Origin of the sequence: Acidithiobacillus ferrooxidans ATCC 23270 (assembly GCF_000021485.1) — a bacterium.
GTDB classification, from domain to species: Bacteria; Pseudomonadota; Gammaproteobacteria; order Acidithiobacillales; family Acidithiobacillaceae; genus Acidithiobacillus; species Acidithiobacillus ferrooxidans.
The window spans coordinates 2,467,887-2,485,526 of record NC_011761.1 but is presented as its reverse complement, the minus strand read 5'-3'; the positions used below and the strand labels follow the sequence as shown (position 1 = coordinate 2,485,526).

Sequence of the window (17,640 nt, the reverse complement as noted above, 5' to 3'; positions counted from 1 at the left end):
AAGCCAATCACACAATATCTCGTCAATCAATGTCATGATTCAGGAACTGGATACTGTCATTCTAGTGCAAGACTACCCCGATCAGGGGTTGGTGAAAAGTGACATGGGTGCCGTGGTTTTGTTGTATGAGGGTGGTAAAGCATATGAGGTCGAATTTGTCACCCTGACCGGGGATACTTTGCGGGTGCTGACCCTGACGGCAGATGAAGTGCGCCCCATCTCGGCGCGGGATGTGTTGCATGTGAGGGTGGCGTGATCCCAAACAATAGACTTAAAAAATACGGCATGGGTCAAGTTGCAGCCGGCAAACTCAACCTTACCGTCTTATCATAAGACGGCGTGCGATGGATAACTGTAACAACAACCCGGCAAAAACCAACCTGAAGGGCCAGGGTATGGCGAACGAGTGGAAAGAATGCTCGCTTGGTGATGTTATCGAACTGAAGCGTGGCTACGACCTACCGCAAAAAGAACGTTTATCTGGTGATGTTCCGCTGGTCTCATCTTCCGGTGTCACGGACACCCACGCAAAAGCAATGGTCAAGGGACCGGGGGTTGTGACTGGACGATACGGAACATTAGGACAAGTATTTTACGTTAGGCAGAATTTTTGGCCGCTCAACACCACGCTTTACGTGTACGACTTCAAAGGCAACGACCCACGTTTCATAAGTTATTTTCTACGCGAGGTTGACTTTCTCGTCTATTCAGACAAGGCGGCTGTTCCCGGCTTGAATCGCAACCACCTACATCAGGCGAGGGTTCGGATTCCAACCGATCCCACCGAACAACGCCGCATCGCCCACATTCTCGGCACCCTGGACGACAAAATCGAGAACAACCGCAAGACGGCGAAAACCCTGGAAGCCATGGCACAGGCCATCTTCCAGTCGTGGTTCGTGGACTTCGACCCGGTACGCGCCAAGATGGCCGGGGAATCCCCGGAAAGTATCTGCAAGCGGCTGAAGCTCACGCCCGAGATTCTGGACCTGTTCCCGGATAAGCTGGTGGACTCGGAATTGGGGGAAATTCCTGAGGGGTGGGTGGTTAGGTCATTAGATAACATAGGGAACTTCCTGAATGGCTTGGCGCTGCAGAAATTCCCATCAAAAGGTCAAGATGACGCCCTGCCTGTCATAAAAATTGCACAACTTAGGTCAGGTAATCTCGGCGGTGCTGATCAGGCAAGTTGTGAAATAGAACCACAGTATATAGTGCATGATGGCGACATCTTATTTTCTTGGTCTGGCTCTCTTGAATGCGCTATCTGGTCGGGGGGCACAGGGGCTCTCAACCAGCACCTTTTTAAAGTCACACCCAAATCAGATTATCCGCGTTGGTTGTGTTACTTCGGCGTCCATCACTTTTTAGATTTCTTTCGGGAAATAGCTGCTGGTAAGGCCACAACAATGGGTCATATTCAGCGACACCATTTATCCGATTCAAAATTGCCTTTCCCATGCTCAGGCACTCTCGATGTCATGAATAAACCATTATCGTCCATGTTTGAAGTTATGTGGATGAAAACTGTTGAGGAACAAAAGCTGGTTTTTTTACGTGACACACTTCTACCCAAACTCATATCCGGCGAAATCCGCGTTTTAGACGAACGCACCATCGAAAACGATAGGGCTTATCCATGGATAAAATAAAAAACAATATGAAAAATGATATATTTTCAATAGTTAGGAAAATTAGTCCATATATTCCCGCACTGGTCATCAGTCAAGTGCTGCCGTCTAAAACCACTCAAAAACACGAAGAAGACCCCACACATAATTTGATAAATTTTCTTTTAGACAAAAAATATTCTCTTTTGACAGTAGTTTTTATTTCTGGCTTATTTTTAGTTTGGATGAGAGATTCAACAATCGATGACGTAAAGGAAGAAGCTAAGAAATTTAGTTTCATAGATAAATCCAAACCGGAAAATAATTCTTTTAAGATACAGCTTATCGACGACAGTAATGTTTCATTCACACAGCTTGATGATCTTGTAAGTTTCGTTAGCAAGTTACCAAGTGGTCTGAGAAGTGATCGGGTGCAAACATCGTTCAGTGCAGCAAGGCGCGTATTGATTCAAGCGTGGGTCGATCCCTATCTTGCAGATGTATCAATGTTTCTTTGTATTAGAGCACTGGAACAGCTTTTCCATGATCTATTTGCCCGATCGACTGAAAATAGTGAAAGGGTGGAAAGCATCTCTAGAACCAAATCACAGTTTACCAATGACAGGGCTGCTTCTGAGTTTGCTCTCAAGCATCTTGGCGGTCACATAGACCTTGCCGGAAAATTAGATGAACTTGTGAAATTTAGGGACAATTTTGTGCACCGTGATGACCCCAGCGTTAATCGGTCCCCATTAAATATGACCCCATTTCAACTGGTTTCCGTATTGTTACAATACAGGGATTCTATATTATGACCCCCCTCAACGAATCCACCATCGAACACCACGCCATTGCCCTATTCAAAGAACTGGGCTACGCCTACGCATTCGGCCCCGACATCGGCCCGGATAGCAACCAAAAAGAACGCGCTGACTACGAAAACCCCCTGTTACTGGAACGCCTGCGTACAGCCATCCATCGCCTGAATCCAGAAGCCCCCAAGGAAATCCGCGACGAAGCCCTACGCCATGTGCAGGCTATTGCCGTGGGTGGACTGATGACCGAGAACAGCCTATTTCAGCAGATGCTCGTGGAAGGGGTACGGGTGGCGCACATGGTGGACGGCGAAGAACGCGGCAGCATCGTCCGCCTGATCGACTACGACCATCCTGAAAAGAATGATTTGCTGGTGGTCAACCAGTACACCGTCATCCACAACCGCATCAACCGCCGCGCCGATCTAGTGGTTTTCGTGAATGGCCTGCCCTTGGGCCTCTTTGAACTGAAAAACATGGCGGACGCCAACGCCACCACCCGCCGGGCATGGAATCAACTACAGACCTATCAGGCCGACATTCCCAACCTCATGGCCTACAACGCCATACTGGTCATCAGCGATGGGCTGAAGGCCGCCGTAGGCTGTCTGGGTGCCCCTTATGAACGCTTTCTGCCCTGGAAAACCATCGACGGTCAGGAACTCATGGACCGGGGGGATGACCCTTTACGTTTCCTGATTCACGGGGTTTTTGAACCCGTCCGTTTTCTGGACTTGATCCGCTATTTCATCGCCATTAGTGACGATGGCCGCAAACTCAGCAAGAAGATCGCCGCCTATCATCAGTTCCACGCCGCCCAGAAGGCCCTGCTGACCACCCTGGCATCGGCAGGCATCGGTGGTGATCGCCGGGGTGGTGTGGTCTGGCATACCCAGGGGTCCGGCAAGAGCCTCACCATGCTCTTTTTCGCGGGCATGCTCATCCAGCACCCGGCGCTGGAAAACCCCACCATCCTCATGCTCACCGACCGCACGAACCTGGACACCCAGTTGTTCGATACCTTTGCCGCAGGCAAGCAGCTTTTACGGCAAGACCCGCAGCAGGCCGACAGCGTCAGTGATCTTCGGGAACTGCTGCAACGGGCTTCCGGCGGTGTACTGTTCAGCACCATCCAGAAATTCCAGAAAGACCGCGACGAACCTTTGGGCAAGCACCCGGTATTGTCCGAGCGGAAGAACATCATCGTCATGGTGGATGAAGCCCAGCGTAGCCAGTATGAGATTCTGAAGGGATATGCCGCCAATCTGCGGGCGGCCTTGCCCAACGCGACCTTCGTGGCCTTCACCGGCACACCGCTGGAACTGGATGACCGGGACACGCGGGTGGTGTTCGGCGATTACATCGACATCTACGATATTCAGCGGGCCGTCGAGGATGGGGCCACCGTCCCGATTTATTACGAAAGCCGCCTGGTGCGCCTCAACCTGCCGGAAGACCAGCGCCCCCTCATCGACAGCACCTTTGAGGAAATCACCGAAGACGACGAGCAGGAAAACAAGGAACGCCTGAAAACCCGCTGGGCGCAACTGGAAGCCCTGGTCGGCGCCCCCAAGCGAGTGGAACAGATTGCCGCTGACCTGCTGGACCATTGGGAAAAGCGCAAGAGCATCCTGTCCGGCAAGGCCATGATCGTCGCCATGAGCCGTCGCATTGCCGTGGAACTTTATGATGCCATCGTCCGTATCCATCCCGACTGGCGCGGTGACGACGACACGCAAGGCCGGATCAAGGTGGTCATGACCGGTTCCGCCAGCGACCCCATCGAATGGAAGCCGCATATCCGCAGCAAGGCGGGCAATGAAGCCATTGCCGACCGCCTGAAAGACCCGGATGATCCGTTAGAAATCGTCATCGTGCGGGATATGTGGCTGACGGGCTTCGACGCCCCGGCCCTGAATACGCTCTATGTGGACAAACCCATGCGCGGGCACACCCTCATGCAGGCCATCGCCCGCGTCAACCGGGTCTTCACCAACAAGTCCGGTGGACTGGTGGTGGATTACATCGGCATTGCCCAGGACCTGAAAAACGCCATTGCCACCTACACCCGTTCCGGTGGCAAGGGCAATCCGGCGGAAACCGTGCAGACCGCCATCAAGGTGCTGCTGGAAAAACTCGACATCTGCCGCGGTATTTTCCATGGCTGTGACTATCAGGATTATCTGACTGACGACGGATCAGAAAAGGTGGCCACCCTGCGCAAGGCCACCGAATTCATTCTGTCTCAGGAACTCACCGAAGAAGGCGTCAAGCGCCGTTTCCGCAACGCCACGTCCGGCCTCAAAAAAGCGGCGACTTTAGCCGCCGGCGACGACATTGTGGAACGCTGCCGGACTGAGATCATTTTCTTCCTGAGCGTCCGTGCCACTCTGGACAAGTCCAGCGAGGCCGAGTCTCTGGTGGAAGAACAGGAATACGCCATCCGCCAACTTATCGACCAATCCATCGCCCCGGAAGGCGTGGTGGACCTGTATGCGGTGGCGGGGCTACCCAAAAGCGAAATATCCCTGCTGTCCGATGAATTCATCCACCAGATCGAGGCTATGCCCGAAAAGAATCTGGCGCTGGAAATGCTGCGTCGATTACTGCAGGACAAGGTCCGCAAGGAAGGCAAGGGCAACCTGATCCAGAGCAAAGCCTTCTCGGAAAAGCTGGAAGAAGCCCTGCGCAAATACCACAACCGTTCGGTGGATACCGTCGAGGTGATGCAGGAACTCATCGAACTGGCCAAAGCATTACAGGCGCTGGATCAACGCCATGCGGAACTGGGCCTCAGCAAGGACGAGGCCGCCTTTTATGATGCCCTGGCGACCAACGATTCCGCCGTGCAGGCCATGGGGGACGAGGCCCTGAAAATGATCGCCAAGGAAGTGGCCGATACTGTGCGCCAAAACACCCGCATCGACTGGTCCATCCGGGAACAGGCAAGGGCGCATCTGCGGCGCATGGTGAAGCGGGTGCTACGCAAACACGGCTATCCACCCGACATGCAGGAAGGGGCGGTGAATCTGGTCATTGAACAGGCTGAGGGGTTGGTGGGGTGACTGTTAGCAGACAAACCGACCCAATATCGCGCTCGTTGCGCAACTTCACTCTGGGGCATCTTCACAAAAATACTCAGTGTTAGGCCCTAGTGGTTAGACGGTCGTCAATCTGCTGGCGATCTCGTGCTCTGATTTCTGGAGCCTTAGGTTTGCCTAACTATAAACGCTGTCTAAAATTGACAGTCCAATAGAGGGAATATGGTGGGCAACTATGGTTATCACTGTCACGTTCGATGCTAATGCGCTGGCTAAAATTAGTTCATATCCCGAGATTTTTTCAGCGTTGAAAGAAGGGCGTATCAAAGGCTATTTTTCTCAAACTTATCATAGTTTAGAAGGAATCCAAAGAAATGAACGGGCAGAAGTATTGGCAAGGACGGCTGTTGCGGTCCACTCAAAGTCCCGCACCAAAGATACCGTCGATCTTTCAATCGAAATCCGTCACTATCGCCCACCTTTGGACGACAAGTACCAAGGGGCAGTAAAGACCGCTTTAGACATGGGTCTACGGGCTCTTCGCGGGCCTGCTCGCATGGTCGACGGATTAACGGTGCGGGATACTAATCAGTCCTTTTATGTTATTGAGCCGATTGAACATATGATCGCCCACCGTGAAAAGGCAGGTGAGGTCGCTGCCGCCATCGAAAAACGGGGTGTTGGACGCGCTATCTCCCTTAATATTGGCAATAAATACAATGAATTATCCGGTGTGACCATTGACAAACCTAAGCTCTGGCTACAGGGCCTTGCACAGGCCAACACCGATGCACAGAAGAAAAAAGTTGCAAAAGCAATTGCCGAATGGTCAGATGGCGACAGTATCGCTTCCCATATTGGTTATGGAATCGACCTATTCTGCTCTGAAGACTTCGGAAAAAATACCAGTGGCCCCTCAGTGATGAATCCTGATAATCGCGGATGGCTTTCAGAAACGTATGGGGTTGTCTTTATTACACTTTCTGAATTGGCGGAAAAACTTGCCGATGGGCAATAAAAATAATATAGGATGAATTGCTAGAGCTTTTTTAACCAATAGTAAAAAACCATCGGATACCTAAATTCGGCATCAGTGGAATAGTTGTTAAAGAATCTAGAAGAGCATAAAAAAGCCAATTATTGCACTTCCACCACCACCGCCGTCCCATAAGCCGTGACCTCATTCATGGCCTGCCCCTGTCCGGCATCAAATTCGCCGGAATCAAAGCGCATTCCCAAAACGGCATTGGCACCAAGAGATCGGGCATGCTCGGCCAGTTGTTCCAGGGCATCATCCCGGGTCTGAGCAATCATGTTGAGATAGCCCGCCTGCTTGCCGCCAAAGAGGGCGCGGACACCACCGAGAAGATTGCCGATGATGTTGCGGGATCGGACACCCGTGCCGTAGACCGGCCCAATGACCCGGACCACACGCATGCCGGGGCAGTCGTTGATGGTGAGGATGAGGACAGGTTTTTGTTCTGCTGACATAGGCTCAGTATGATAGACGGGTCATCTCTCAGCAAGCAGCATCAACCTGCGCCTCTCGCCGGGTGTATTAGTATATGCCGTCCGGGCAGAATGACCGCGCACAAGGCCGCCCCTCTACGCCAACCGGACCGGCCCCGGATACCGCTCCAAAGAAAAAAGGCGCTCCAGAGATCTGAGCACCGCTTTTCTGTCATCTGTCCCCAGACCACACTGCTCAGTACCCCGCGAATGTGGGAGTGCGGCACAAAAATGTCTCAGCCCCTACTACGAACTATGCCACAACATGCCTAACTGATTGAAAATATGGGGTGGCTGATGGGGCTCGAACCAGCGACAACCGGAATCACAATCCGAATCATGTCTCCTTTGAGCGGTCACAAAAGTGAGATATAATTAAATAATAAGGGCATAGATAAATAATTGTTCCCTAATGCTGCCGGTGTTTCCTGCCTCCACTGTCCCGCAAACTGGTGGGCAGCCCCAGGTACGGGCGGTTCGAAGAACTCCCCATATGCAGTAAAATCCAGGGGACTGGAGAATCAGGGTGTACGGGTTTTTGCGGACAGCGCCTATCGTTCAACGGAAGCGGAGCAAATGCTATGTCAAAAAGGTTACCGCAGCCGAATCCACGAGAAGGCGCAGCGCAACCGCCCCTTGACCAAGGCCCCGGAGTTGGCCAACACGCAAAGTCGGCATGATGAATCTGGTCTATAACATGCGGCGATTTACCTGCTTGATGCAGCAATCGGTGGCCAGGTAGGGATCAATCCGTCCATCCGAATAAATACCGGCCATCGGCACACCATGAATGCTTACTGATGAGGTAATGTCCGGCCTTCCTGTCGGTGATTTTTAGATTGAGTCAAAAAATTGCATCTTTTCTAAAATTAAATATAGGAGCATTAACATGTCAAAATCTATCGCGTTCGCATTTGGCTTGCTATCCGGACTTTCCGGGTTAGCATACGCAGATGGTTTCTCCATTCCACCACCACTCAAATTTAATGCCGGCCCCCTAGGAGAACTTGACGTCCAGGGTGTTGCCTCTGCTATGGGCTTTGCACAGACCAACCCTGCTGGCACAGGCCTCAACGGTAAAAACTTTGGTGCCGGGATAACCAACGGTTTGATATCCATCAGTAAGCCTACCGGCCTTATACAGTTTTATCTGACTGCCGGTGCCTACAATTTTCCGAACCTTGGGCAACCCTTCCATTCCGCAAGCACTGCCTTGCAAGACTTTACTGCACTCCCGTCTGCCTATCTGACTATTGCGCCATTGAGTAATTTTTCTGTTAGCATCGGACAGCTTCCCACACTGATTGGCTATACTGGAGTACTTGATTATAACCGCATGAATATAGAGGGAGGATTTCCGTGGACTATTCAACCGTCGTTTAGTCGCGGCATCCAGATCAACTATTCCTATGGGCCGGTATCTGCATCGGTTTCTTGGAATGACGGATATTTTTCCAATCGTTATAACGTAATATCAGGCTTGCTGACCTATACGATCAACCCGGAGAACTCAGTTTCCCTCTACGCAGATGGAAATACAGGGCATACCGGCACGATCAATGATCTGAGCACGTTACGCTTCTCCAAAAATGGTTATGTAGATAGCTCACTGGTATATGACAATAGTAATATTTATGGTCTTTACTACACCTACAGTGGTTCGCATTTTACCATAACTCCGGAATTACAGTACATGTACACTCCGATCAATCGGGCTTTTGGTACGACTCAAAGTTCCAACGATATCAGCGCGATGATCCACGCAGACTACTATCTCACCAAGAACTGGTCTATCGCAGCCGGTGTCGACTATGAACACGCAAATTCAACCGGTGAGGCTACGGCGGCGACGGGCGGCTATTTTGGTTACGGTGCAGGATCCAGCGCTTTCGGAGTGATGATCACACCAACTTATGTAGATAACGAGTATTTTATACGGGATGAACTCTCTTATGTTCACCTCACCAACTATTCCTCTGGTTTCGGCGCTGGTAATAGGCCTGATCAGTTCAGAGATATTCTAGAAACCGGGATTTGGTTCTGATCGAAGACCAAGCGCGCTATTTGAATTCGCCGACCCCAAAAAACCAAACGGCGTCCTTTTCAATGATCATGCGATCAGTCGCTCCCCCTCTTGGCTCAAGCGCTATCATGTGCAGTGATGGATAGTTTAACTACCTCGGGTAAGTTATCTTACAGCTGATACGGATACGGTTACATGCGGCAAATTGTCGCACCCTCATCGCTTTGCAATGCCTCGTTACGGCGAGGGGCCGCTGCATTGTCAGGACATCTGTACCATTTTGTCTAAGGATCCTAACGGATCAGAACAGGAAACCCATCCCTGCCCCGAAGTAATGGGTAAACCCACCCAGGTTTCCGCTCAGGCGCACACCTTCTTCGAGGTCCACCTCACAGTAGGGGGTCAGCAGATACTGCACACCGCCGTCCGCATCAAAACCGGACCCCAGGCCCGGTCCGGTGCGGCTTTGTCCATAGACCTCGCCGTAGAACTGCAGATTCCACAAAGGCAACCAGGTGAAGGTGATATCCGGATTAACGCTGGTGAAGCGACCACCTCCTGCGAGTGCGGGATTGGTCTGAGATGTGATGCCCAATTGCAAGGATATCCCGGTGTCGTTACTTGGGGCATAGTCAACGATACCGTTAAAAGCTACCCCTGTCCCTCGGCTGCCAAACGTCGGGCTTCCGGAGGGCAGGGTAAACAAGCTTTCCACGGCCCCGAGCCAGTGTTTGGTATAGCCCAATTCGTGCTTGATACCGATCGTAGTGGCCGAGAACCCCTGGAGATGTGGGCTGCCTGGAACCTGCTGGAGATTGTCGTTGGGCGGCAGCAGGACGAGTTCGTTATGGCCCGGCAGGCCAAAGCGCAATTCCGCCTCGGGAAAATTATCGGCAGTGCCGCCTCCGGTTCCCGCAAGGTTGGCATGTTGGTAACCCGCCTCCAGTACGGCTTGGCCATATTGCACCACGCAGGCACTGTCAGACACCGTGGGCCGATCTAGCAGGGCGAACAATGCGGACGGCCCGGTGCAGGGATTTTGGATGGTATCAGCTGCACGTACGGCTTGAATGCTCATGATCAGCGTTGCCAGCAAGGCGGTAACAGGAAAAATTTTTAGTTCATTCATGTTGCTGACATATTCCTCAAGAAGTACTTTCAACATACTGGTTATGCTGTAATTACCACCTGTCACCAATTGATGGATGGCGCCGTTTCAAAGTGTTTGAAATGACGGTCTCTAATGGTGTCAAGAATGAGTGTTTTTGGCTCCTTTCGCAACGGTGATTTTGGGAGATCCCGGGAGCAGTTGGGGCGTGCGGTAACATCTCACCATTTGAGATGTTTACAATTTACCAAATCCTGGTGTGGAGTTGACTGGATCCCCAGCAGCTTTTGCCTGACTACGGCGAACTTGCCGTTCTGTAGTAGTTCGCAGGCAGTCCGTGCCCATCCAGTGTGTTTCCACCCGACCGTCCCTTCCCCACGAAAGCGGGGTCCGTTACACCAGGCCATCCAGCCGGCAGATGCCGCATTCCTGCCCGCCATGAAGGTCTGATAGCACCCGCGGCCGGATTAATAAGTGTTTATTGCCTGTATTCGTTTACCGATCTCGGCAACCTCCTGGGCATCCTTGACGACTTCCTCCCAGTGACCATCCTTGATCTGTACAATCATGGTGTACGTTAAATATTCTGCTTTATCTTTCAGTATCTTTGTCTCATACCTTGGATTAGTCGGCGCATGATCTTCGCGTGCATAGGCAGATAACGGCGCGCTCATAAGGATCGTCATCATAAAACCCCGCAAGGCAGCACGGCGAAGTCTGCTCGCCATGGTCCGTATTTCTTTGCCTATCTCCTGGTGGGATACTTCCAGTGTCATGGTGAATCCTCCTGCATTGATTTGGATGAATCTAGTAGCGATTCAGTGGATGGTATAACTCGATAATATCCCCGTGGTGTTCTCGGAGGGGAAGTTGGCCGGATTACAGAGTCACGCCGTGTTTTCATTGTCTGACCGGCGTGACCCTGGTGATGACGTAACCCCCAGCGGTCTCTTTTGCGAAATTGAAATTCACCATTTCTCCGGCCTTGTAGCTGTTGAGCATAACCGCGTTCTGGAGCAGGAAATTCATTGGCATGCTGGGCCAGCCAAGGGCCTTGACGGGACCCATGGCGACGATGACCGTGTTCGCATCGGGATTCATGCCGTTGATTTTGCCCTGCCCCATGAAGGTCTGGGCCTGGATTATTTGGCCCGACACGGTGCGCATGTTGTCCAAGCCCGGCATATCGCCCGTGGCCGCATGTACCGGAAGCGTGGCCGCCGCCAAACACGCCAGGATGAGGGTGAGATAAAAACGTTTCATGTTCGTCTCCTCGCTGTTGTTGAACTGTTCGTTTATCAAAGTTTAAACACTTGCTTATGGCCACAATTTACAGTTGGCCTTTTTCCCATCAACGGCGAAATTGCGCGTCCGTTCTGCTCGCCTATCCATCACTGTCCCAATCGGCGCGAAGGGCTTGCCCTCCTCGCCACCCAGGGCGAAGACCGGCAGAAAGGAAACGGCGATGATGATCAGCGAGAAAAACAGCGCCGGACCAACCTCTGCCGCCGCCCAGGGATCGACGCCAGGGGTTTGTTCCAGGTGCTTATGCATGTTTTCGATCATGACCACGGGGGCATCCATCATCACGCCTATGGCGATACCGCGCTCAGTTCGGCACGTCCTACTGCGTAGGCCGCGAGTGTTGCGGAAAAGGCGTTTCGTGCGGTGGATCGTTTTCCCAGAACTTCTTTGCACATCGCTCATATAGTCTCCACATGCGGCCCGAGTTAGGGCCGAAGACGCGAATTTCCTGTCCGGCGCGACTATGTGCGCGGGACTACGGATTCAGGCGGGAGGCTAAATGAGAAAACGAACTGCGGAGAGTGGGGGAATACCCGCGTGGACCGCAACGTGGAGAAAGTGGGGAGCGGGCTTAGGAGAAGGGAGGGTACGCCTGGACGCGACGGAAACGGCGAAGGCCGACATGGCGGGGGTGATGTTGTCGGCACTCTCCGCCACCAGCGTCATCATATCGTGGTGGCAGCAAGCAGTCAGGCAGGTGCCTTGCTGCTGGGCCGGAGCGCCAAGAGTCTGCTCGCAGCGCGGCATTTGTTTGCCGTGTGCGGTTACCCCAGTCATCGACAGGGCGCACGGTGCCGGAGCCGCGTCTACAGGTGCCAATATCCAAGGCAGCAGTAGAAGCAAGACCATAAAGGCTATCCGGCGAACGAACAGGCGAAAATTGCGCACAATACCTCAATTTCGAAACGATAATTTTATTGTCATAACGCAACGATCGTCCAATGTCAATCCTGCTGCGACTGATCGCCGCGCATCCCGCCCTTTCTGGCGCGCCCCTTATTCACGGCTTTTTCTACCCATTGGGTAGCCTGAAAGAAAATGGAATAAGTGGACACCGCCTACTACACTGAAGTGGTATTGAATGGATTCGTGCTCAACGCGCACTAAGGTCGTGAATCGGCAACCGGCGTTGTAGTCTCTTGCGGCGGTAAAATAGAGAGGACTCCATGGACCACGCGCGACATCAGGAACATGGGATGGGTACCGCTCATCCCGGTGCGCACGGCGGTCACAACCATGCCGCCATGATCGCCGATTTTCGGCGACGGTTTTGGGTATCGCTGGCCCTGACGATCCCTATTCTTCTTTTGTCGCCGCTTATCCAGCATCTGCTGAGGCTGGAGGCTGCACTTGCCTTTACTGGGTCGTCCTATGTGCTTTTCGCGCTATCGAGCGCGGTGTATTTCTACGGCGGTTGGCCCTTCCTGAAGGGGTTGTTTGCCGAGCTCAAAACCCGCAAGCCCGCCATGATGACGCTGATCGCCCTGGCCATCAGTGTGGCCTATTTTTACTCGAGTGCCGTCGTGTTCGGGGTACAGGGTGAAGTGTTCTTCTGGGAACTCGCTACGCTGATCGATGTGATGCTGCTCGGCCACTGGATCGAGATGAAATCGGTCATGGGGGCTTCCGGCGCGCTGGAAAAATTGGTGCAAATGATGCCTTCCGAGGCTCATCTCGTGGCCCCGGAGGGTATGAAAGACGTGCCGGTCGCCAACCTGCAGCGCGGTGACCGGGTGCTGGTGAAGCCCGGCGAAAAAATCCCTACGGACGGGCGTGTCATCGAGGGACGGACCACCGTCAACCAGGCCATGCTCACCGGCGAAAGCCAGCCCGTGGAGAAGGGCGGCGGCGACGAAGTGATCGGCGGTTCGGTCAACGGGGAGTCGAGTATCACCGTCGAGGTCCATAAGACCGGCAGCGAAACCTATCTTTCACAGGTCATCGAGATGGTGCGCCGGGCGCAGGAGTCCCGCTCCCGGACCCAGGACCTGGCCGACCGCGCGGCCCTGGTGCTGACCCTTACCGCGTTGAGCGTCGGGGGGCTTACCCTTGCCATTTGGCTGGTCCTTGGCCAGCACTTCGAGTTTGCCCTGGCCCGCATGGTGACGGTGATGGTGATTGCCTGTCCCCATGCCCTGGGCCTGGCGATTCCGCTGGTCGTCGCCGTGTCCACCGCCCTGGCGGCGCAGCATGGTCTGCTTATCCGGGACCGATCTGCTTTTGAGCGGGCGCGCCAACTGCAGGCGGTGGTGTTCGACAAGACCGGGACCTTGACGGAGGGACGGTTTGGCGTCACGGATGTGGTTGTGCTGGGCGGATACGCCGAAGATGAGGTCGTACGGCTTGCCGCTGCCCTTGAAAGCCAGTCGGAACACCCCATCGCCGCCGGCATCGTGGCATATGCCAAAGCGAAGGACATCGGCTTCGAGCCTCCCAAGGAATTCAAGGCCATCCCCGGCAAGGGCGCACAAGCCCTTGTAAATGGGCGCAATGTGAAGGTCGTAAGCCCCGGCTATCTCGAGGAGCATGGCCTTGATGTCAGCGATGAGCGGATCGCGGCCTTGGCATCCCAGGGCAAAACCGTCGTATACCTGCTCATCGATGAGAAACCGGCGGGGGCGGTCGCGCTGGCCGACATCATTCGAGCGGAGTCGCGGGAAGCGCTCGCGCGGCTGAAGGGGATGGGCGTGCAGGTGATGATGTTGACCGGCGACTCCGCAGCGGTGGCCCGTTGGGTGGCCCAGGAAATGGGGCTGGACGACTATTTCGCCGAAGTGCTCCCTGGACAAAAGGCGGAGAAGATCAAGGCGGTGCAGGCGCGGGGATTGCGCGTGGCCATGGTTGGCGACGGTGTCAACGATGCGCCTGCTCTGGTGGAGGCGGATGTCGGGATCGCTATCGGGGCGGGCACGGATGTCGCCATCGAGTCGGCGGACATCGTGCTGGTTCGCTCCGATCCCCGGGATGTGGCGGCTATCCTGGAACTTTCCCGGGCGACCTATCGCAAGATGATCCAGAACCTGTGGTGGGGTGCCGGCTACAATATCGTGGCGATCCCCCTTGCTGCCGGAGTGGCTTACAGTATTGGCCTGGTGCTTTCCCCGGCGGTGGGGGCGGCCCTGATGTCCGTTTCCACGGTGATCGTCGCCATCAACGCCAAGCTCCTCCAGAGGGTTCGGCTCACCGCCTAGCGCATGGATCGGCAAGCGGCAAGATATCGCTGTTCAGAACTTCCACGAACGCAGGATCGCTGTCATCCATCACAGGCCGAGGCCGCTGGCCACTGGAGTAGCCGATGTGCTTACTAGCTAATGGTCATGAGCTATGACCGAATCTAATGTAAGGGCGGATTACGGCTGACTTGGGCAAGGTGGCGCACTGTTGCTACAAAGGATTTGCCGACCAATGAGCGATGAGGTGTGCGTAGTGAAAGTACCATTTGAGCATGGTCATGATTCCCCTGTGGCGCCCAATCTGCTGGACCAGCAATTTATCGCCCAAAGACCTGATGTGGTCTGGCATGTGGACATCACCTACATAGCCACGGCGGAAGGTTGGCTCATCTCGCGGGCGTCAACGACCAATGTACCTGCAGTCTTTCACACGGCTGGCCGCTTGAAACGGGACTGTCCACTATTGTCAGGCTACCCCACAGGCAAATCTGAATGCGTGACCACCAGATGAATCCTCAATTTTCTATCAGGAGGCATGTTCCATGTCAGCACATCTTCCTTCCCAAGTGATGACGCTCACCACTTCCGATGGCCTAAAACTTGAGGCAGATGTTTATCCCACACACCGCCCTTGGTGCATACTGGCTCATGGTAAGGCCTATGATAAAAGTGCTTGGAACCATCTGGCAGCAGACATGCAACAATGGGGATGGACTGTGTTGACCCCGAATTTTAGAGGTTATGGGCACTCTGAACAGGGAAACGGCTCGCGCTATGACCAAGATATCCTGGCGAGTATTGCTTTTGCGCGATCGAAGCATGCCGAGCCGTTGGTTCTTTTAGGCGCTTCTATGGGGGGAATAGCCATCCTTGCGGCACTCGCTGGGAATGATGTCATCGTGGATGGGGTCGTATTACTATCCCCTGCTGGAGGAATCGAATACCTACCGCACCTGTCCGGTAAAGCATCGCGCGGGCTGTTGTTGTTTAGCGAAAACGAAGCCTATGTTGCCCCGGCGCGAGAAATTGCGGCGCATCCACCTTTCCCAATCTACGTCAGGATGTGGTCTGGCGATTTGCATGCGCACAAACTCTTGGATAGCCCACAGTCAGGATCAGAGGTGCGAGCTGTTATCCGGGATTTTCTGGCGCATCACTTATAGCGACAATCCAGCAAGTCGGGAGAAACGGTTAAAATTGGTGGTATCAGGTTCAGGTGTTTGTGGATTGGCTGATTTCTACTGCCAGGACCTTCTGACGTAACGGGTATATCGTCATTGACGACAAATCATAAGGTTAAACAGAGGATTTGCCTTCCATACATAAAACTGCCAAGTATTATGAATATTTTAGTTTAACACTACGTATTAGTTGCTTTGGGGGGTTGACAATGCATGTAAGCGTTAAAACGGCAACTTTCAAACTGTTACGTCAGCTTGGGATGACCTGGATTGTGGGTAATCCTGGTTCCACCGAAGAAACCTTTCTGCAAGATCTACCAGAAGATTTTACTTATATACAAGCCTTGCACGAGGGCAGCGTCGTCGCCATCGCCGACGGGCTTGCCCAAGGCTTGCGTCAAGCGGTATTAGTCAATGTGCATACGGGCGTTGGCCTGGGCAACGCCATGGGCGCAATCCTCACGGCATATCAGAATAAAACGCCGTTGATTATTACCAGCGGTCAGCAAACGCGGGATATGTTGTTGTTTGAACCTCTTCTGACTAATGTGAATGCGGTAACCATGCCCCTTCCCTGGGTAAAATGGAGTTACGAGCCCGTCCGTCCTGAGGATGTGCCGGGCGCATTCATGCGTGCCTACGCCATGGCCGTTCAGCCTCCAGCGGGCCCTGTCCATTTGTCTTTGCCCATGGATGACTGGGATAAAATGATTACTGACCGTAATTACTTGAGGACGGTATCGCATCGGGTGGCACCAGATCCAGTGCGTCTGGCCGACTTTGCCCGACGCATTGACCAGAGTACAAATCCCGTACTGATATATGGTGCCGATATTGCTCGCTCTGATGCCTGGGATGCGGGTGTGCACTTGGCGGAACAGTTGCAGGCTCCGGTCTGGTCCACGCCTTTTAACGAAAGAGCGATATTCCCTTGCAGTAATAGCTTGTATGCGGGGATTTTGCCCGCAGCCATTGCACCTTTGGCGGACTGCCTGCGGGGCCATGACCTGGCCATTGTGGTTGGTGCACCGGTATTCCGTTATTACCCTTATGTCGCAGGCCACTATCTGCCAGAAGGCACATCGCTCCTGCAGATAACGGATGATTCTGACGCGGCTGCCAAAGCACCTGTCGGGGATAGCCTGATAAGCGATAGCTTGCTATTTTTAGAACAAATAGTGCCTATGATTGCTCCTCGCAGTCACCACGCGAGGCCTCCTCACCATGATCCGCGGGTAAAATGGTCTGCATCTACAGCATTTCTTTCTTCTGAAGCGGTCTTTGATATCCTGAAACCGCTCTGTCCTGATGAATTTATCCTGCTTGAAGAGTCTCCTTCCAACGCGCCAGCGCTTCGGCAGATTTTCGCCATTGATCAACCGGATAGCTTTTATACCTTTGCTTCTGGGCAATTGGGCTGGAACATGCCCGCAGCTATAGGTCTAGCACTGCACGAACAGATCAGTGGACGGCATCGACCAGTGATTGTTTTTGTCGGTGATGGGGCTTTTAACTATGCGCCGCAGTGCATTTACACCGGGGTACGTCACCATACACATGTTATATTCGTGGTATTGCAAAATCACGAATATGCCATTCTTAAAGAGTTTGCTATTGAAGAGAAGTTGAAAAACATCCCGGGCCTGGAACTGCCGGGAATCGCCATTGCGGATATTGGATCGGCCTATGGCGCGCACGCCACTGTCGCTATCACTGCGATACAATTAGAGGCTGCCTTCAGGGAGGCGATGGGCTACCAGGGTGTCAGTGTGCTGCAGGTACCGATCAGTTCTGATTTGCATCCGCTGATTGATTAGAGTCAGGTAAATGAATGGAATGGTTGGGCATAGAGGGGGATTAATGTTAGCTTGGATA

14 protein-coding genes and 1 pseudogene are annotated in these 17,640 nt (G+C 53.3%); 9 read left to right on the top strand and 6 right to left on the bottom strand.

The window, feature by feature from the left end:
- Positions 1 to 34 precede the first annotated feature (34 nt).
- From AFE_RS12825 to AFE_RS12805, 5 genes are all read left to right on the top strand, one after another.
- The gene (locus AFE_RS12825) at positions 35 to 256 is read left to right on the top strand and encodes a DUF4926 domain-containing protein (RefSeq protein WP_009565342.1); all 222 of its coding nucleotides are present in this window, start codon (positions 35 to 37) and stop codon (positions 254 to 256) included.
- Positions 257 to 344: 88 nt separating this feature from the next.
- Positions 345 to 1,652 (top strand): restriction endonuclease subunit S, encoded by a 1,308-nt coding sequence (locus tag AFE_RS12820; RefSeq protein ID WP_226833924.1) that lies wholly within the window; start codon positions 345 to 347, stop codon positions 1,650 to 1,652.
- Positions 1,640 to 2,425 carry a hypothetical protein gene (locus tag AFE_RS12815; protein WP_012537388.1) on the top strand — a complete coding sequence of 262 codons (786 nt, stop codon included), beginning with the start codon at positions 1,640 to 1,642 and terminating at the stop codon, positions 2,423 to 2,425. Before AFE_RS12820 ends, AFE_RS12815 begins: the two co-directional genes overlap by 13 nt.
- Entirely contained in the window at positions 2,422 to 5,490 is a 3,069-nt protein-coding gene (locus tag AFE_RS12810) for a type I restriction endonuclease subunit R (RefSeq protein WP_012537387.1), read from the top strand. The genes AFE_RS12815 and AFE_RS12810 overlap by 4 nt, the downstream gene beginning before the upstream one ends.
- Positions 5,491 to 5,701: 211 nt before the next feature.
- Entirely contained in the window at positions 5,702 to 6,484 is a 783-nt protein-coding gene (locus AFE_RS12805) for a hypothetical protein (protein WP_012537386.1), read from the top strand.
- Positions 6,485 to 6,603: 119 nt separating this feature from the next.
- Here AFE_RS12805 and AFE_RS12800 read toward each other — a convergent pair whose 3' ends face one another.
- Entirely contained in the window at positions 6,604 to 6,957 is a 354-nt protein-coding gene (locus AFE_RS12800; RefSeq protein WP_009569877.1) for a YbjQ family protein, read from the bottom strand.
- A gap of 907 nt (positions 6,958 to 7,864) precedes the next feature.
- Here AFE_RS12800 and AFE_RS12795 point away from each other — a divergent pair.
- Complete coding sequence (locus AFE_RS12795) at positions 7,865 to 9,019, top strand: outer membrane beta-barrel protein (protein ID WP_012537385.1); 1,155 nt, start codon at positions 7,865 to 7,867, stop codon at positions 9,017 to 9,019.
- Positions 9,020 to 9,299: 280 nt separating this feature from the next.
- On the opposite strand, the gene AFE_RS12790 is transcribed toward AFE_RS12795, so the two are convergent.
- The 5 genes and pseudogenes from AFE_RS12790 to AFE_RS12770 all read right to left on the bottom strand — a co-directional run bounded on the left by AFE_RS12790 (position 9,300) and on the right by AFE_RS12770 (position 12,260).
- Complete coding sequence (locus AFE_RS12790; RefSeq protein WP_041647500.1) at positions 9,300 to 10,127, bottom strand: hypothetical protein; 828 nt, start codon at positions 10,125 to 10,127, stop codon at positions 9,300 to 9,302.
- A gap of 446 nt (positions 10,128 to 10,573) precedes the next feature.
- A complete protein-coding gene (locus tag AFE_RS12785) occupies positions 10,574 to 10,882 on the bottom strand; it encodes a hypothetical protein (protein WP_009569872.1) in 309 nt (102 codons plus the stop codon).
- Positions 10,883 to 11,006: 124 nt separating this feature from the next.
- The gene (locus tag AFE_RS12780) at positions 11,007 to 11,369 is read right to left on the bottom strand and encodes a copper-binding protein (RefSeq protein WP_009569871.1); all 363 of its coding nucleotides are present in this window, start codon (positions 11,367 to 11,369) and stop codon (positions 11,007 to 11,009) included.
- A gap of 138 nt (positions 11,370 to 11,507) precedes the next feature.
- Positions 11,508 to 11,708 (bottom strand): annotated as a pseudogene (locus tag AFE_RS12775) (efflux RND transporter permease subunit); the annotation flags it as partial.
- 198 nt (positions 11,709 to 11,906) lie between these two features.
- Positions 11,907 to 12,260 carry a hypothetical protein gene (locus AFE_RS12770; RefSeq protein WP_041646518.1) on the bottom strand — a complete coding sequence of 118 codons (354 nt, stop codon included), beginning with the start codon at positions 12,258 to 12,260 and terminating at the stop codon, positions 11,907 to 11,909.
- A 317-nt stretch (positions 12,261 to 12,577) separates the two neighbouring features.
- Here AFE_RS12770 and AFE_RS12765 point away from each other — a divergent pair, with 317 nt between their 5' ends.
- The 3 genes from AFE_RS12765 to mdlC all read left to right on the top strand — a co-directional run bounded on the left by AFE_RS12765 (position 12,578) and on the right by mdlC (position 17,582).
- Complete coding sequence (locus AFE_RS12765) at positions 12,578 to 14,602, top strand: heavy metal translocating P-type ATPase (protein WP_012537382.1); 2,025 nt, start codon at positions 12,578 to 12,580, stop codon at positions 14,600 to 14,602.
- A 524-nt stretch (positions 14,603 to 15,126) separates the two neighbouring features.
- Complete coding sequence (locus AFE_RS12760; RefSeq protein ID WP_012537381.1) at positions 15,127 to 15,747, top strand: alpha/beta hydrolase; 621 nt, start codon at positions 15,127 to 15,129, stop codon at positions 15,745 to 15,747.
- Between the two features lie 227 nt (positions 15,748 to 15,974).
- Entirely contained in the window at positions 15,975 to 17,582 is a 1,608-nt protein-coding gene (gene mdlC / locus AFE_RS12755) for a benzoylformate decarboxylase (RefSeq protein WP_012607525.1), read from the top strand.
- The last annotated feature ends 58 nt before the right edge of the window (positions 17,583 to 17,640 follow it).

Excerpts from the sequence above, each read along its gene's own strand:
- AFE_RS12825 (WP_009565342.1), top strand. The coding sequence starts at position 35 with ATGATTCAGGAACTGGATACTGTCATTCTAGTGCAAGACTACCCCGAT.
- AFE_RS12815 (WP_012537388.1), top strand. The coding sequence starts at position 1,640 with ATGGATAAAATAAAAAACAATATGAAAAATGATATATTTTCAATAGTT.
- AFE_RS12785 (WP_009569872.1), bottom strand. The coding sequence starts at position 10,882 with ATGACACTGGAAGTATCCCACCAGGAGATAGGCAAAGAAATACGGACC.
- AFE_RS12820 (WP_226833924.1), top strand. The coding sequence starts at position 345 with ATGGATAACTGTAACAACAACCCGGCAAAAACCAACCTGAAGGGCCAG.
- AFE_RS12790 (WP_041647500.1), bottom strand. The coding sequence starts at position 10,127 with ATGAATGAACTAAAAATTTTTCCTGTTACCGCCTTGCTGGCAACGCTG.
- AFE_RS12770 (WP_041646518.1), bottom strand. The coding sequence starts at position 12,260 with ATGGTCTTGCTTCTACTGCTGCCTTGGATATTGGCACCTGTAGACGCG.
- AFE_RS12780 (WP_009569871.1), bottom strand. The coding sequence starts at position 11,369 with ATGAAACGTTTTTATCTCACCCTCATCCTGGCGTGTTTGGCGGCGGCC.
- mdlC (WP_012607525.1), top strand. The coding sequence starts at position 15,975 with ATGCATGTAAGCGTTAAAACGGCAACTTTCAAACTGTTACGTCAGCTT.
- AFE_RS12765 (WP_012537382.1), top strand. The coding sequence starts at position 12,578 with ATGGACCACGCGCGACATCAGGAACATGGGATGGGTACCGCTCATCCC.
- AFE_RS12795 (WP_012537385.1), top strand. The coding sequence starts at position 7,865 with ATGTCAAAATCTATCGCGTTCGCATTTGGCTTGCTATCCGGACTTTCC.
- AFE_RS12760 (WP_012537381.1), top strand. The coding sequence starts at position 15,127 with ATGTCAGCACATCTTCCTTCCCAAGTGATGACGCTCACCACTTCCGAT.
- AFE_RS12800 (WP_009569877.1), bottom strand. The coding sequence starts at position 6,957 with ATGTCAGCAGAACAAAAACCTGTCCTCATCCTCACCATCAACGACTGC.
- AFE_RS12805 (WP_012537386.1), top strand. The coding sequence starts at position 5,702 with ATGGTTATCACTGTCACGTTCGATGCTAATGCGCTGGCTAAAATTAGT.
- AFE_RS12810 (WP_012537387.1), top strand. The coding sequence starts at position 2,422 with ATGACCCCCCTCAACGAATCCACCATCGAACACCACGCCATTGCCCTA.